The sequence below is a fragment of the Ectobacillus funiculus genome, assembly GCF_004138295.1.
Lineage (GTDB): Bacteria > Bacillota > Bacilli > Bacillales > Bacillaceae_G > Ectobacillus > Ectobacillus funiculus.
In genome coordinates, this window is record NZ_SCFM01000002.1 from 67,502 (window position 1) to 83,357 (window position 15,856).

At 41.0% G+C, this 15,856-nt stretch carries 13 protein-coding genes; 9 read left to right on the plus strand and 4 right to left on the minus strand.

Annotated elements, in window-relative coordinates:
• The first annotated feature begins 154 nt into the window (after window positions 1-154).
• Window positions 155-2,245, plus strand: coding sequence for a TcaA NTF2-like domain-containing protein (locus tag EP737_RS00610; protein WP_129725994.1), 2,091 nt, complete (start codon window positions 155-157; stop codon window positions 2,243-2,245).
• 144 nt (window positions 2,246-2,389) lie between these two features.
• Here the strand turns inward: EP737_RS00610 and EP737_RS00615 are convergent, their stop codons facing one another.
• On the minus strand, window positions 2,390-3,292 hold the full coding sequence (locus EP737_RS00615) for an N-acetylmuramoyl-L-alanine amidase (protein WP_246040127.1): 903 nt from the start codon (window positions 3,290-3,292) through the stop codon (window positions 2,390-2,392).
• A gap of 10 nt (window positions 3,293-3,302) precedes the next feature.
• Window positions 3,303-4,220: a YARHG domain-containing protein gene (locus tag EP737_RS00620; protein ID WP_129725996.1), complete on the minus strand. Its 918-nt coding sequence runs from the start codon at window positions 4,218-4,220 to the stop codon at window positions 3,303-3,305.
• A 549-nt stretch (window positions 4,221-4,769) separates the two neighbouring features.
• Here EP737_RS00620 and EP737_RS00625 point away from each other — a divergent pair.
• The gene (locus EP737_RS00625) at window positions 4,770-5,711 is read left to right on the plus strand and encodes a lysozyme inhibitor LprI family protein (RefSeq protein ID WP_129725997.1); all 942 of its coding nucleotides are present in this window, start codon (window positions 4,770-4,772) and stop codon (window positions 5,709-5,711) included.
• A 787-nt stretch (window positions 5,712-6,498) separates the two neighbouring features.
• Entirely contained in the window at window positions 6,499-6,660 is a 162-nt protein-coding gene (locus tag EP737_RS25275; protein ID WP_165350633.1) for a hypothetical protein, read from the plus strand.
• A 554-nt stretch (window positions 6,661-7,214) separates the two neighbouring features.
• Here EP737_RS25275 and EP737_RS00630 read toward each other — a convergent pair.
• Window positions 7,215-8,057, minus strand: coding sequence for a cytochrome c oxidase assembly protein (locus EP737_RS00630; RefSeq protein WP_129725998.1), 843 nt, complete (start codon window positions 8,055-8,057; stop codon window positions 7,215-7,217).
• Between the two features lie 15 nt (window positions 8,058-8,072).
• Complete coding sequence (locus EP737_RS00635; protein WP_129725999.1) at window positions 8,073-8,567, minus strand: DUF2243 domain-containing protein; 495 nt, start codon at window positions 8,565-8,567, stop codon at window positions 8,073-8,075.
• A 383-nt stretch (window positions 8,568-8,950) separates the two neighbouring features.
• Here EP737_RS00635 and EP737_RS00640 point away from each other — a divergent pair, with 383 nt between their 5' ends.
• From EP737_RS00640 to eat, 6 genes are all read left to right on the plus strand, one after another.
• Entirely contained in the window at window positions 8,951-10,036 is a 1,086-nt protein-coding gene (locus EP737_RS00640; protein ID WP_246040130.1) for a sensor histidine kinase, read from the plus strand.
• Window positions 10,033-10,608, plus strand: a complete 576-nt coding sequence (locus EP737_RS00645) for an ANTAR domain-containing response regulator (RefSeq protein ID WP_129726000.1) — start codon at window positions 10,033-10,035, stop codon at window positions 10,606-10,608. Before EP737_RS00640 ends, EP737_RS00645 begins: the two co-directional genes overlap by 4 nt.
• A gap of 105 nt (window positions 10,609-10,713) precedes the next feature.
• The gene (locus EP737_RS00650; protein ID WP_129726001.1) at window positions 10,714-12,159 is read left to right on the plus strand and encodes an ethanolamine ammonia-lyase reactivating factor EutA; all 1,446 of its coding nucleotides are present in this window, start codon (window positions 10,714-10,716) and stop codon (window positions 12,157-12,159) included.
• A gap of 18 nt (window positions 12,160-12,177) precedes the next feature.
• Window positions 12,178-13,548: an ethanolamine ammonia-lyase subunit EutB gene (locus tag EP737_RS00655; RefSeq protein ID WP_129726002.1), complete on the plus strand. Its 1,371-nt coding sequence runs from the start codon at window positions 12,178-12,180 to the stop codon at window positions 13,546-13,548.
• Between the two features lie 19 nt (window positions 13,549-13,567).
• Complete coding sequence (gene eutC, locus EP737_RS00660; protein WP_129726003.1) at window positions 13,568-14,272, plus strand: ethanolamine ammonia-lyase subunit EutC; 705 nt, start codon at window positions 13,568-13,570, stop codon at window positions 14,270-14,272.
• Window positions 14,273-14,289: 17 nt separating this feature from the next.
• Window positions 14,290-15,654 (plus strand): ethanolamine permease, encoded by a 1,365-nt coding sequence (eat, locus tag EP737_RS00665; RefSeq protein WP_129726004.1) that lies wholly within the window; start codon window positions 14,290-14,292, stop codon window positions 15,652-15,654.
• The last annotated feature ends 202 nt before the right edge of the window (window positions 15,655-15,856 follow it).

Here is a 15,856-nt window from a genome sequence, read left to right on the forward strand (position 1 = left end):
GGATCGTGGATGAAAGGCATCAATAATCACACGAGTGTACTAAGCCTTTTATCGAGATACTAGCTATTGTCAGATATATGGAGAAATAGAGAGACAGGTACTTTGAGATGTTCCTTTTCTAAAATGTTCTGCCTAAAAGGTGTGGTGATGCAAGTTGAGAATAGATGATTATAAGCTAGAAAGGGAGATTTTTGCGAATAAACACGGCTTGTCCGTATATGAAGTAACGAGTTTGGCTGATGGACAACGTTATATTTTAAGATTACTAGATGCATCCAGCCAACGAAATGGTTTTCAGCCGGATAATTGGTATAACATTTATGAGCGATACCAATTGACCATTACAAACTTTAAACATCTGCCTCGGGTTTTTTCTATTAATATGATAGATGAGTTTCGGTTATATACCATACTGGAAGGGGAGCAAGGGAACACACTAGAGAGGAAAGGAACCATTGGACGAGATGGAATTCTGCAGCTAATCGATGCTGTGTATCATCTTCATCAAAAGAAAATGGTTCATGGATCGGTTTGTGCTGAGAATATCTGGCTTACGAATAAAGGACGCGTTATTTTGTATGGTGCCGGAGAATCAAAAGCCATTTATGGAAGCGGACAAGCCGATATGATTTCAGATATTAGGCAACTAATCAATGTAATTAATCAATACGCTAGCTTACATCCCGAGATCATGCGAAATCTAAAGACTGAGAATCCAAAAACCATAGAAGAAGTCGAAGCAATAATATGGAAGGAGGAGCAGTCAAGAGCTATAAAGAACGAGCAAGTAAAAGGTGGGCTCGTTGAAAAAGGGGAGCTAAGCTTATCAGAGGAAATATCAAGTCTAGCTTCGAAGGGAGAAAGCGAGCATGTTTGGCAGTCTGAGGAGGTGCGTATGCCTCTTCATAAAACGGGGTCTCCTCAGGCTGCAGGAAAACGAACCAAACCAGAGGAATTATCAGGTCTAGCTTCGGAGAGGAATGAGGAAGTACGTATAGCTCCTAATAAAACAGGACCTTTTCATGATACAAGAAAACAAATCAAACCAGAGGGAATATCGGGTTTGGCTTCGAAGAGGAAAGACGAACAGAGTTGGCAGCCCGAGGAGATACGTAGCCCTTTGAATAAAACGAGCTCCCCCCATGAGGCAAAAACACGGACTAAACAGCGGGTGAAACGGAAAAATCCCTGGTCATGGATTTTTGTTGCCGGTATAGCAGGAGCCCTCGCTTTATTATCAGATCATGGATGGTCCCCTAACTCGATTTTTCCAAGGGTAAAAACTTCAGAGGAACTGCCCGTTGCTGTAGAGTCGTTACCTTCCTTTGAGGAGCAAGAGCAACCAGTTACAATACCGAATGAACAAACAGAGGAAAATGATGATGAGGAACAAACAGATATACAGGAGGAAGAAGCTGAGGAAAAGAGTGCTCCAGTTGTGTATACAAAAAAGGATGTAGAAGCATTTATGCAGGAATATGCTACTTTAAGAATGAAAGCATTAAACGAACACAATTTCTTTATTGTGGAACATTTGCTAGATACAGATGGTCCTGTTTATCAAGAATTGTTCGATGATCAAAATCAGGTCGAAAGCAATGGGATAAAGGAAAAAATGTTGAACTTTGACATAAGTGCTATTTTGCAGATCGATTCGTCAACTTATCAGGTTTCAACATCTGAAAAGTATGATTTTATCGATAGCAATAGTCAAAAAGAAACGAAAGTATTTAATGGTGTTTATATCGTAAAGGTATTAGCGGATGATCGATTAGCTATCAATAAGAGATCATATAAACAGGAGACGGATTCTGTTCAAGACAGCATGGGGGAATCAGAATCCGCCAGTGAGGAAGCTATTACAAAAGAGGCTATTTCTGCGTTTATGGCAGAATATATGAAGACATGGGGAGAAGCGCTTGGGCAGCGTGACTTTTCTTACGTAGAAGAATTACTTGATCCCAATGCAGCAGTCTATCAAAATGTCTCTAACCATATTCAAGCCTTACGCAGTAATGACACTTCGGAAGAGTTGCTGACATATGGAATTGGTGATTTTACCAAGCTAGATGAGACAAGCTATAAAGTGATGGTTTCTGAGAAGTATCGTCTTACGGATAGTGATGGAAAAAAGGAAGTGAAAACCATTAATAATGAATATGTACTCATACAGTCCGATGGTCAGCTGCTCATCCATGAACAGTTGAAAACCGGGCCGGTGGATGAAGAGAGTGCAGATCAGTAGTTTCATTCTGGACCTTCCTACAGCGCCAAAAAGAACTCTCACCAGGAGAGTTCTTATCATTTTAATATATGTTTTGGCGGCTCAAACTTTAGTTACGGACTTGCTTATAGTTTTAAACAGATACCCCGAAAAGAAGCTCTCTTTTTACCTTTGCTTGGATAGTGCATATTCCTCTATTCCTGCTGCCATGAGTTCCATTAAGTTTGTTAAATATTTTGCGTCAGATAGCTTTTGATCTTCCTCAGGATTACTCATAAATCCAATTTCGGGTAAAATCACTGGAACGCGTGACCAGTTAAATCCCGTCATATCGCTTCTTTGAAAAATTCCTCCCTGATGGATAGGAATTTCCTTTGATATATGTGCTAATACAAAGTTGGCAGCTTGATAACTATCATCATAAATTGTTTTTGTATAAGGACTATCTTTTGCCGGAACTAAGATAGAAAATCCCTTTGTGCTAGTGTTTTCTGAACCATCAGCATGTAACCGGATAAATAAATCGGCCCCGGCGCGATTGGCGATTTCGGCACGTTCTAGGTTACTTAAATTAACAGTATGGGATGTACGTGTCATAATTACCTGAAAGCCCTTTTTTTCTAAAATGGTTTTTAATATTTGTGATGCTTCTAGATTCAGCACATATTCAGGCTTGTTTGTCGATACTCCTGTTGTTCCGCCTGTGACTTTATATTTAGTTTGACTTGCCCCTGGAGCGAAAGGCTCTTGTTCCAGGTTTGCTTTTTCCTGATGCCCCGGGTCAATACAGATAATAAAAGAACCTGTTATAGCTGCTGATTGGTTTGGCTGGCTTACTTGCTCCTCATTTGCTGCTGTATTCTTGGTATCTACAGTTGATTCTTCTGCAGCCTCCTCGGTGCTGGCGTGTTGTGCCTCTTCTGTACCGCTCTTAACAAGAGTGCTTTTCTCTGTATTTTTTGTAAATATAGCATTCAGTAATCCCTGCTCAGATTGTGAGTCAAATCGCAGAAGAATAAATGAAGCGATAGAGGTTATTAAAATTGCTACGAATACAAAACGTTTCATCAGTCTACCTCTATTCAGATAATTTCAGAAAATCTACATTAGCCTTTTCTATAGACGATAAATCACTGTCACTGTAATTTGGGTTCGGACTGTACCAGGATTGACTGCTAAAGTAGTTTTGCAGATCTTTTGAATTAAAAATGTAGCCATGGCGAGCGTAAATTTCATTTCTTGCAAGACGAAGCTCCTTTTGGGAAAGTCCGGCAATGTCGTCATAGGTCAAGTATTTATAATCACTGTTCGGAATTAAATAATACGAGGAACTTGGCTGTACCTCTCTAATAACTTCCCTTACAATTGTTTTTTCCTCCGCACCCTCACTGTTGGAGCTTATGGTTTTCAGTGTTGTTTCTGCCGTTGTTTGTGTTCCTGCCAAATCTAGAGTGACTTTATCTTCCTTGGCTCCAGTATTTGTTGTATACACACCCTTAACCGCATAGGAACCTGTTAAGAATGGACCAAATTCTTTTGATGCATCAGCTTTTTCAAGGACACCAATTTCACTTTCACCTAAATAAATTTTTGTCTGCTCTCCTGTGCTTTTTACGCTAATAAAGTAGCCAGATGTGTCTATAACATTTCGATTGAATAAACCAAAATGCTTGCCATCTGTGCGTAGGTAAAATGATTTATTAGCTAGCGATTCATTTCGTAACGAAGCTTCAATTTCTTGAATTAAGGATGGATTTTTGTCAATCAGGGCAAATAATGCATCCAAACTCTGGTTATTCACCTTAATACGTGAATCGCTAGGCTGAATTAATGTTTTTAGTGTTAATTTATCCTTTTGAATAAGCGCTTTTTTAAACTGTTCTATCGTCACTTCCTCACTATACTTTTTGGAGAGCATTTGATAGCTGGTAAACAAACAAATAATCAGAATTACTGCAATGGCTGAAATAATATATAGTCTGTTTTTGCTTTGCATGGTTTTCCCCCTGTAGATTTAGACTAGTATTTTCCTGATAAATTGATATTTAGATAACTAGAGTTTGAATGAAATAAAAGGTTCTATGTACGAGATTAATTATATATCCTGATATTTTTCATCCCCCATATATTGATAGTTTCATATTACTAAATCGCATGCTATTTTACAATGAAATCCTTATTTTCATATAGATATTGTTCAGTATGTACCTTGTTAGTTAGGGATAGATCTGAGTGTACGGATGATATATTGCTATATGGGTTTCTAGCCGAGGTTAGTAAACTGCTTTTAGGGATGAAATAACTGAAAGCTCAATGAGACTTTGATGTTTGGTATTGTGTTTTTTTGCATTAATGTTATTATCTTAATGTGCAAAATCTTAGGTATATAAAATCCGTATAACGCTATGATGAAATGCATATAAAACTACCAAGGAGAAAGTTATAATACTAGATGTTATGTTCTCAAGAATTCAGTTTTTATTGTCATTCTTTCATTGTAGTCAGACAGATTTTATAAGCTAGAATATAAATCTTAGGGGGACATATGAAACAATTATTAGCAGCACTATTCACAATTACACTTTTAGTTGGATGTAACAATGGTACATATGAGAAAGCGATGGAACAGGGCAAGTTGGCTTTAGCAAATAGGGAGTTTGATAAAGCATTGGCATCGTTTGAACTAGCGTTGAAGGAGGAACCAAAGGATAAGGAGGCAAAGGTGCTTTATGAAAGATTAGTAGTACTGAATCAAGTAAAAGAAGCTATAGAAAATGCCAAATGGGATGATGCCTTAACGAAAGCAAATAATCTACTGGGGAATGGAACATTAGAGAGCAGCGTGAAAAAGGAACTAGAGCAGTATGTAAAAACTGCAGAAGCCAGCAAAGCGCAATATAAAACTGTATCAGAAAAGGTAGCATACATAAAGGGATTAGTGAATGAAGGAAAATATGGCGAAGCTCAAACAGCCATGGGCGAGTTAAAGCAAGATGCTAGCCTTAAGCCTGTCTTGGATAACTTTTCTAGTGAAGTGGGTATGATTGAACAAACAGTAAATACAGAAATTATGAAACAAAAAGATGCAGAAGTCGCAGCTGCCAAAAAAGCGGCAGCAGCTGCTGTGACTGCGAGTAAGAGGCAGGAATACTTACAAAAGCTCGATGGAATTGCTCAAAGCTCGGAGCGTCTATTTGATAACGTGATTACAACAGTAGAAATAAGAGAAGCTGCGGGACAAGCTTATACAAGATGGGATGATGCGCTAAACGAAATTTATGGCATCTTGAAGACACAGCTTCCAACTGATGAGCTGGATACATTAAAAGAAGCACAGCGTAAATGGATTACGTATAGGGACAATACTGCAAAGGCTGAGTCAGCAGAATTTGAGGGAGGGACATTTGAATCGGTGCAATACCTAGATTCACTAGGACGCCTCACAAAAGAAAGATGCTATGAGTTAGTTAGATTGTATATGAAGTAGTTGTGGTTTTAGTGTTAGATAAAAGCAGAATAAAGAAGCTTACATGAGGTATACAAAAAAACAAGCTTGCCAAGGGGGGCACTGGGCTTGTTTTTTTGAATTGTATGAGTAGCCGTTTCCTAAAAGCAGTTGAGTATAATGTATGGATGTTAAATTTCGAGGTTATCGTTCACTTGACATAATTTCGATCCGCTAAAGACATATAGTTAAATTCCACAACTAAACCTTCTTTTAGGCTTATTAAATTTCTTCATCGGCTTTTATGTCAATAAAAGAAGTCGATTGGAGACAAATCATATTGACTTTATAAACTAATGTAATTTATAGCTGCGACTTTATATTGTCTGTATATAAATCCAGACTTGCAGCAAATGAACCTCTCTGTTTCTTAACAATCCTGCAAACAGAGTCCCTTTTTAAGGTATGTAAATGAAGTTTTTTTACACTATGGGAAAGTATAAATTTCCAGCTAGAAGGTTACTCGACGTAGTCGGAAATTTTAGGAATACAGTGTAAGTACAACTACACCTCTGTCTTCGCCCAAGAACAGGGCTCAGGGCTCGCCAATCGGCGAGTTTTCTTTAAAATAAGACAAGACCATGTAATTAATTGAAATAAAATTCAGGTTGACAAATATCAGATTAGAGCTATACTGAAATCGTGAGGTAACTTAGTAGACAAGATGACAAGGTTATAAAAAGATAGAGATTCCGTTTTCATTGACTTTTCTTGAACTTATCCAAAGATGTAATAATTAAAAAAACAAATCAAAAGGAGAAAAAACAAAATGGCAAAAATGGTTGCACTTATCACTAACGCTGGAGAAAACAAAATGGCAAAAATAGCTGCATTCATCGCTAATGCAATGGAAGTTTACGGAAAAGCGATGGATAGCTACGGAACAGCAATTATAAAAGTAAAAACGAAGTACAAGGATGATTCTAATTGAAAATCTATATGGAATATCAAACGATCCACTAACCGGTTCTCAGAGATAAAAAGGAGAATCGGTTTTTTGTTTAAACTGTCTACCACAATTAAGTCTGAAGCTGTTAGGGAAGGTAGATATTCTATTGATAGTTATATAATTAATGATGAGTTTGTGCTTTTGTCAAGGAGTCTATACGAGAAAAAGCGTGAGAGTGACCTGATATTGAATATTAGCAGCAATTGAGGGGATAGTTATCGTTCTGGTGAGGACGGGATTTTCCCCCCGTTTAATATAATATATATTATGTAAACTGTTTGTATGGGGTGGTTCTATTAATTTTTTATCCTTAAATGTACTGCTATGATTGGAGTTATCTGTTTTATTTGGCATATATTGCATTTCATAAAGCCAACTCTATAGGGCGTTCAGGTTATTCCATGAAAAGTGATAATAAGTTAACCGTCTTTATTGGAAATGCCACGGGCCCCTTATACAGTACTCCATTCATAAGGGATCCGCGGCATTTCATAGTTCCGTCTTATCTTTAATAGAAGACAATGAAAAAATTAATATCAATCAAGTTGATGCTTGCGAGTGTAATGAGTATTGCCAATGAGCGTTCTAGGCCGGGCAGCCCTGAACCATTGAAAGCAAAAGATAGAAATCAGAACAAGGTCAATAGCATCTCCGCCATAGTACATTAGCATAGCTCCCTTTTCTGCGTGAGCTGCAGGAACCCCGCTGGGCGGATGAGCATAGATATGTTTGGAAAGGATGCTATGGCCAGCCAGCGCCATCACTAATACAATTGCACGGTAAGTGAAGCTCGTACGGTGCGGTGTTGGATCAATGTAAATGATGGACACTGTGAAAAGATAGCCAGCCAAGAATACATGCATATGCAGTACGATATGTACAAACATATTTTGTTGCATTACCATGTATAAGTTCGTCGTATAGAGTATCCATAACCCTCCAATGTTAAGGAGAGAGGCAGTAATGGGATTACTTATAATGCGCACTGGTCTGCTTCTTAAAATACGCGAAAGGTGTCGCGCCGAGGTTACGCTAAGAGTTCGCAGGACGATAGTTACCGGAGCAGCTAACACTATAAGAAGCGGAGCCAGCATACCAAGGAGCAGATGGCTGAGCATATGTACTGTAAAATCCATGTGGGCATCGCTTGCTAAGGGCCCGACAACTGCAAGAGCCGCACAAAAAACGCCGATTATCCAAGAGGCGGTATGGTACGGTGACCATGATTTTCCGCAATAAACGGATATAGCTACACAAACGATATACATAACTAATGCCAGCGCAAATGGTAATGATAAGAGAATTTGAGGAATAGCCTCATTTATATGATGCTGCATGTAGTTTTCAGCATCGTGTTGCATGTGATAATTCGTGTGCATTTGTGGCAGTCCTCCTTATTGTTTTTGTTTGCTTCGTGTACGAACAAGGAGGATAACTCCTATTACAATCATTATAAGAGAGGCTGTGTTCCATACTAAATCGTAGGGTAAGACGTTTACATCATAGCGAATCTGATGTAATCCCATTAGCTTATGTTGTACCGTGCCGTCATATAATTGAAATCCCCCTGCTCCAAGGAATAACCCTCCTATCCACCTCAGAGGCCACCAAGCACTTCGACGACGAAGGTCGGCAACCAAAAATAATGACCCAACCGTTGCAAACCAGCTAAAAGCGTGAAAAAACCCGTCTGAGAGCAGACCGATAGCAACTGTTGATTTGTCGTAGAAGTGATGCCAATGCAGCAGCTGATGAAAAACAGCTTCGTCTATAAAGGCAACTAGACCAAGCCCAAATAGAATTCCTGCCCATAGGTTACGATTTGAATATGCAGAGTCATGTATTGTAGAAATATTCTCATTGTTTGCAGGTTCATTTTTAACAACCATACGATCTCCCTCCGTACACGTGTACTATTTCTTTTTTCGTTTTACCCTAAATGAACAAATTATAATCAAGAGTAAGAGAAAAGCATAAAGAGGCATGGTTTTATTCTGAAGTATGGAGCGGAGAGAATGCCTAGATACAATAAGGTTACAGATTTAAGGTGAATATAAGGTGAGATTTGATTACTAGGATAGAAAAATAATGGTAGATAATCTTACATTTTTACTGTAGGAACTGTTTTTTATGATAGGATATTCACAAGTGTAGTACGAGATATGCTGATTTTGATAACAAATTAAATATTATGAGCTAGAAGGGATTTTCAGATAGTTTTCGAATTCATATATTATATTGACTCGGATACAAAGAGAGGACGATAATCAGCGTGGCAAGTGTTTTACATATAGATCAAGTAACGAGTCTATCCCGCGAACAATGCGCTATCATTCTGGATATGGCGAAGAATCTTCAAGTGATGGCCGATATTTCCCAGGCGGATATGTTTATTGATTGTCTTTTGCCGGAGGGTAATGCAGCTATTGTCGTGGCAGAAGCACATCCCAAAACGACCCAATCTTTGTATAAGAACAGTGTGTTAGGACAAATTGCATTTGAAGAAAATGAACCAGGTGTTCTGTTCAGTTTGAAGACAGGAAAACCTGTTATCGGCTCTAGGGGATTGACGCAGGAGCATATTATGATGCAGCAAGACATTGTTCCGATTGTTGACCCGGCTGGGGTAACAGTTGCTGTTTTGATCAAGGAGCAGGACATTTCCCAAACTATCCAAAATGAGAAGCGGGTTAAAATGCTTACACAGATAAATAACAGCAGGGAAAAGCAGGATGCTATTCAGTCTATGATTATTCAGGAAATTCATCATAGGGTGAAAAATAACTTACAAGTTATTTCAAGCTTGCTTCGATTGCAAATGAGGAGATCTTCTTCTGAAGAGGTAATTGAAGTGTTCCGTGATAGCGTATCCCGCATTTCAAGCATGGCAATGGTTCACGATTATTTAGCTCAAAATGGAATTGAGGAAGTGGATGTTGCATTTGTAATGGGGCAGATTGCAACGCTGCTTGTTTCTTCATCCAGTGTTCCTGACCAGCATATTGATGTTTCTGTTCACGGGGAACAGCTTTTTTTGCCGTCAAACAGGGCGACATCTGTTGTGTTAGTTGTGAACGAGCTCATTCAAAACAGCATTAAGCATGCTTTTCCTTTGCGTGATGAAGGAAAGATTGAAATAAGTGTCAATTGCAGAAAGCACATGGTAACTATTACAGTTAGTGATAATGGTTGCGGAATGGGAGCAGACGTTTCCTCTCATGCAGCATCTTCTTTAGGATTACAGCTTGTCCACATGCTGGTAGAGGAAGAGTTACAGGGTGTTCTCTCATTCTTTCATTCTAATAAAGGTACAAAGGCTTCTATAACTTTTCCGATTACAGGCAGGGTGATGGAATGAAGCGTTCAAGAATTGTCATTGTAGATGACGAACCAATTACAAGAATGGATATTAGGGAAATGCTTGAGGAAAACGGCTATGAGGTAGCAGGCGAGGGGAAAAACGGCGAAGAGGCGGTTGAGAAGGCCTATGCGCTGCAACCGGATTTAATCATTATGGATGTGAAGATGCCGGGGATGAACGGAGTTAAAGCTTCATCCATTATTAAAGGTATTTCGGATTGTGCTATTTTGCTGCTTACCGCATACAGCCATCATGAACTGATAGAAGATGCAAAGAAAGCCGGTATCAATGCATATTTGGTTAAACCGGTGAGGGAAAGAGAATTGCTTCCTGCAATTGAAATCGCGCTAAGCCAGCGTTTGCAGTTCCTTGCCTTGCAAAATAAGGTAGGCAAGCTGGAACAAAAGCTGGCGGAGCGTAAAATCATCGAGAAAGCAAAAGGTATGCTTATGCAGCAGCTCAACTGTACAGAAGAGCAGGCGCACCGTCATATGCAGCAGGAAAGCATGAAACGCCAAACCCCGCTTATTAAACTGGCGGAACAGGTGGTACAACAAATAAGTTCATAGATAATGAAGCAATGGCGCTTTGTGACCGCTCTACTGTATAAAGTAGGGTTGGTTCAAAGCGTTTTTTGTTTACCCATTTGCAAAAAGCAGTGAGGAGGGAGAATGGTGGAGGATAATTGGATTACGAGCATTGGTCTTGATATTGGCACAAGCACGACAAAATTTATTGTAAGCCAGTTGCTTGTGCAGCAAACGGGGGATCGATTCAGTCTCCCAGGCTGCCAAATTACAGATCGTAGAATTGTATATACGAGCCGTATATACACAACACCCTTAAAAAATGATTATGAAATTGATATGAATGCATTGGCTGAGCTACTGGCATATGAGTATGAACAATCGCAAACGAGCTTGCAGCATGTGAAGGCGGGTGCTGTCATTATAACAGGGGAGACGGCCCGCAAGGAAAATGCCCAAACGATTATTCATTATTTAGCAGAACGTGCAGGTGATTTCGTCGTTGCGACAGCAGGAGCGAGCTTAGAAGGTATATTAGCTGGAAAAGGGTCTGGAGCGATGATGCGTTCCCAACATATAAGCGGTGTGGTAGCTAATGTAGATATTGGCGGTGGAACGGCTAATGTTGCGTTATTTCAACAGGGAAAAGCCGTTCAGGCTGTTACGTTTCATGTGGGAGGAAGGCTCATCCGACTAACAGGAAATGGCGAAGCTTTATACATTTCAAAACAAATTCAGCCTTGGCTTCAGGCAAACGGATTTCATATACAGACGGGAGGGATGGTTACATACAAGCAACTTGAGCAGCTTTGCTGCAGGATGAATGAAAGCCTGCTGTCTTATCTCACGGGAGCATCGGCACATCATGCAGAATTACTACTGCTTGAGCCTCCTGCGGCGCCGCTTCTTCCTGTTGACGAAATTATCTTCTCAGGCGGCGTTGGTCAGATGATGCTGAAGCGGCAGCCTCAATTTATGGAGGAAGTTACAGTGCATGGGGATATGGGACCTTTGCTTGCTTCCGCGCTGCGGACCGTTTCTCAGAAATATCCAGTTCGTATCCAGGATGCAGCCGAAACAACGAGAGCGACTGTCATCGGAGCAGGGATGCAGAATACGGAGGTGAGCGGAGCGACTGTTTATATAAATGAATCACTACTGCCAATTAAAAATGTACCTATTATCAACATTCCTGTCGAAGAAGACGGACAATGGCGTATAAATTCATTTCATATGCGTTTACGCGATGCACTGCTGCAAACGAAACAATTATTTGATACCGAACAAGATCCGCCATGTGCCGTAGCGCTCTCATCCATCTCCTATTGCACATATGCAATGCTGCAAAGTTTGGCTGACTTGCTGCATCACGAATTCATGACTCATTTTCCAGAGGCGGCTTGTATGATCGTCATTTGTGAAACTGATATGGCGAAGGCACTTGGGCAAGCATTGGCAAAGCGGTGCAAAAAACACCCTGAGGTTATTTGCATTGACCAGGTAGACTTTACACATGGTGATTATATTGATTTAGGCCTGCCTGTTGCCGGAGAGGCGATTTCCGTTTCGGTTAAGACGTTAGCATTTTTATAAATAAGGAGAGGTGCGGAGATGTATAAGAAAACAACGTTATTAGGAAAAACGTATCAGTTTCATAGTTTAAAAGAGGTTATGGCAAAAGCAAATGAAGAGCGGTCCGGGGATCAGCTTGCAGGCATCAGCGCCGAGAGTATGAAAGAGCGTATGGCCGCAAAGACAGTGCTAGCTGATATTACATTAGGAGATATTCGCAACTACCCGCTCTTACCAGCCGAGGATGATGAGGTTTCAAGAGTGATTGAAGAAAGTGTGAGCGAGAGTGTATACAACGCCGTTAAAAATTGGACAGTTGCTGACTTACGTGAGTATATATTGAGCGATGAGCAGACAGGCAGCGACTTACTGCAGCTTAGCAGCGGCTTAACGAGTGAGATGATTGCAGCCGTGGCTAAAATTATGTCAAATCTCGATCTAATTCAGGCAGCATCAAAGATTGAGGTTATCACGCGCTGTCAAACAGCAATTGGTCAAAAAGGTGTGCTGGCGTCGCGGGCACAGCCGAATCATCCATCCGATCATTTGCAGGGAATGCGCGCGTCGCTCTATGAAGCATTAAGCTACGGAATCGGTGACGCGGTAATTGGAATTAATCCGGTTATTGATACAACGAACAATATTTACGCATTGCTGTGTGAAACAAAAGAAGTGATCGATCAATTTGCGATTCCTACACAGAACTGTGTGTTATCGCATGTAACGAGTCAAATGCGCGCCATTGAAAAAGGGGCTCCTGCTGATTTGATTTTTCAAAGTTTAGCCGGTACACAGGCGGGGAATGAATCGTTTGGCATTTCTGTTTCGCTGCTGGGGGAGGCAACGGCACTCATTAACGAAAAAGGAACGGCACTTGGCCCGAACAGATGGTATTTTGAAACAGGGCAAGGGTCGGAGCTGTCGTCTGAAGCTCATTTTGACATCGATCAGGTGACGTTGGAGGCGAGATGCTATGGATTGGCAAGACGGTATAACCCATTCATGGTTAATACGGTGGTTGGATTTATCGGTCCAGAGTATTTATACGATAGTAAGCAAGTTATACGGGCCGGCTTAGAAGACCACTTTATGGGGAAAATGCACGGTCTGCCGATGGGAGTAGATGTGTGTTATACGAACCATATGCAAGCTGATCAGAATGATATGGACAATTTGAGTATGTTGTTGACAGCAGCTGGTGTGAATTTCGTAATCGGTGTTCCGATGGCGGATGATTGTATGCTGAATTATCAATCCTTAAGCTACCACGATATTGCGACATTGCGCGATGTGCTGCGTGTAAGTCCTACCCCGCAATTTAAGCGCTGGCTGGAAAAGCAGGGGCTTATAGAAAATGGGAAACTTACCAAAGCAGCGGGAGATCCAACCTTGTTTATGGGCAGAGTATAATGTGAAGGAGGAGTAGTGTATGGAAAAGCAAGAGATGTTAGCAAGACTGAAGCGGTTTACGCCGGCCCGTATTGGCGTCGGGCGTGTGGGAACACGACCGTTAACGAAAGAGTATTTGTCGTTTCGGATTGACCATGCGGCAGCAGTTGATGCTGTATACGGAGAGGTATCGAATGAATTACTGCAGCAATTCAACTTATTTACAGTTAAAACACGCTTTGAAACGAAGGAGAGATATTTAAAGCGTCCGGATCAAGGAAGGCTCCTGTCTAAAGAAGCGGAGGCGGACATTCAAAGGAAGTGCATTGCAGCTCCTCAGGTGCAAGTTGTCGTATCGGATGGACTGAGCGCAAACGCGATTCAAGAAAATATAATGGACGTGTATCCGGCATTGCTTGACTCACTGGCCGCTTACGGCTTACAGACAGGGACTCCGTTTTTCGTAAAGGGAGGGAGGGTCGGCTGCATGGACGCGATTGGTGAAATCCTACAGCCAGAAGCGTTTGTGCTCTTAATTGGAGAGCGGCCGGGGCTCATTTGTGCCCATTCCTTAAGTGCCTACATGTGCTATAAGCCGCGTAAAGGGACGAAGGAATCTGACCGTATGGTAATATCCAATATTCATAGAGGAGGAACACCTCCGATTGAGGCAGCTGCTCATATCGGTACTATGCTTCAGCAAATGATTAAGCAAAAAACTAGCGGAGTAAATCTTGTAATTTAAAAGGAGGAATGAATGGTATGAAGGAGACACATGAATTAAAGAAGCATTTAAAGCCGATTCATTTATGGGCCATTGCAGTCGGGATGGTTATTTCCGGTCAATACTTCGGATGGAATTACGGATTTGAGCAAGGAGGAATTATCGGTCTTGCGATTGCGGCTGTGATTGTAACGGTCTTTTATACAGCATTTATTTTTAGTTATTCAGAGCTGGCAACTTCCATTCCAAATGCTGGGGGGCCTTCTGCTTATGCAAGGCGGGCACTAGGACCCTTTGCCGGATTTATGACAGGGGTGGCATGCTTGCTGGAGTTTGTGTTTGCACCCCCAGCCATTGCTGTTTCTACAGGCGCATACATTAACTTTTTGATTCCAAGCGTTTCTCCTGTGTACGCGACAGTCGGTGTGTTTATCTTTTTCATTTTAATTAACTTAATTGGTGTCAAGGAAGCGGCAATTATTGAACTTATCGCAACAATTGTCGCATTGATCGGTCTGGCTGTTTACTATGCTGCGGGTTTGCCTCATATTACAACAGCTAACATTATTAATGAATATTCGTTTGTAAACGGATGGACAGGCATATTGGCAGCTATTCCATTTGGCATTTGGTTTTACTTGGCGATTGAAGGCGGCGCAATGGCGGCGGAGGAAGTGGAAAATCCGCGCAAAGATATCCCGAAAGGATTTATAAGCGGTATTTTAACACTCTCAACTGCAACATTACTTACACTGCTCGTAACGGCTGGTCTTGGCGGGGGAAAAGGGGAACTGGCAGACTATCCGTTACCGCAAGCTTTATCATCCGTGTATGGTGAAGGAAGCGTGCTTCCGACTATTGTCGCTGTCATTGGTTTATTTGGGCTGATCGCGAGCTTACACGGTATTATCATGGGATACTCACGCCAAACATACGCATTGGCAAGGGAAGGTTATTTCCCTCGGGCTTTAGCTAAAGTAAATAAAAAAGGTGTGCCGGTTTGGAGTCTTCTAGTGCCTGGAACCATTGCTGTCATCTGTGCAGGATCCGCAACATTTGCAAATGCGCTCATTATTTTATCTGTCTTCGGAGCTGTTGTTATGTATTGCATTAGTATGGTATCTCTCTTCATTTTGCGCAGAAAGGAACCAAATCTTGAAAGACCATTTAAAGTGACGTATCCAATCGTCCCAGGCATTGCGCTTGCACTTGGTCTAGTATGCTTGTACAGCATTGTAAGGTATAGTGTTTTCACAACATCACTTTCCCTTTTTGGTAGGACAGTGCCATTAACGTATGTCATTAGCTTTATTTTCATAAGTGCCATCTTATATTACGTATTGCGCGGCACAAAGCAAATGCAGTCCACTGCGCAAAAGCTGGATTCCTCTGTTGAGCTATAATTTCCAGCAATTGTCCGTAGTGTGTCGATTAGAATGCAAATATATTGATAGGTAACATTTTTGAGTATATAAAGTAGTAGGATTTTGAGATGTGATGGTATGTTATAGGTTCTAAAACATAATGAAAAATTCAGTGAAGTTGTCCCCTTGGCTAGTGAACAAGGGGATCATTTTTTTTGAAAGAGTAGCTGTTGAATGGGTA

Coding starts and splice junctions, on each gene's coding strand:
- EP737_RS00655 (WP_129726002.1), top strand. CDS start 12,178: ATGTATAAGAAAACAACGTTATTAGGAAAAACGTATCAGTTTCATAGT.
- EP737_RS00625 (WP_129725997.1), top strand. CDS start 4,770: ATGAAACAATTATTAGCAGCACTATTCACAATTACACTTTTAGTTGGA.
- eutC (WP_129726003.1), top strand. CDS start 13,568: ATGGAAAAGCAAGAGATGTTAGCAAGACTGAAGCGGTTTACGCCGGCC.
- EP737_RS25275 (WP_165350633.1), top strand. CDS start 6,499: ATGGCAAAAATGGTTGCACTTATCACTAACGCTGGAGAAAACAAAATG.
- EP737_RS00620 (WP_129725996.1), bottom strand. CDS start 4,220: ATGCAAAGCAAAAACAGACTATATATTATTTCAGCCATTGCAGTAATT.
- eat (WP_129726004.1), top strand. CDS start 14,290: ATGAAGGAGACACATGAATTAAAGAAGCATTTAAAGCCGATTCATTTA.
- EP737_RS00630 (WP_129725998.1), bottom strand. CDS start 8,057: ATGCACACGAATTATCACATGCAACACGATGCTGAAAACTACATGCAG.
- EP737_RS00635 (WP_129725999.1), bottom strand. CDS start 8,567: ATGGTTGTTAAAAATGAACCTGCAAACAATGAGAATATTTCTACAATA.
- EP737_RS00645 (WP_129726000.1), top strand. CDS start 10,033: ATGAAGCGTTCAAGAATTGTCATTGTAGATGACGAACCAATTACAAGA.
- EP737_RS00615 (WP_246040127.1), bottom strand. CDS start 3,292: ATGAAACGTTTTGTATTCGTAGCAATTTTAATAACCTCTATCGCTTCA.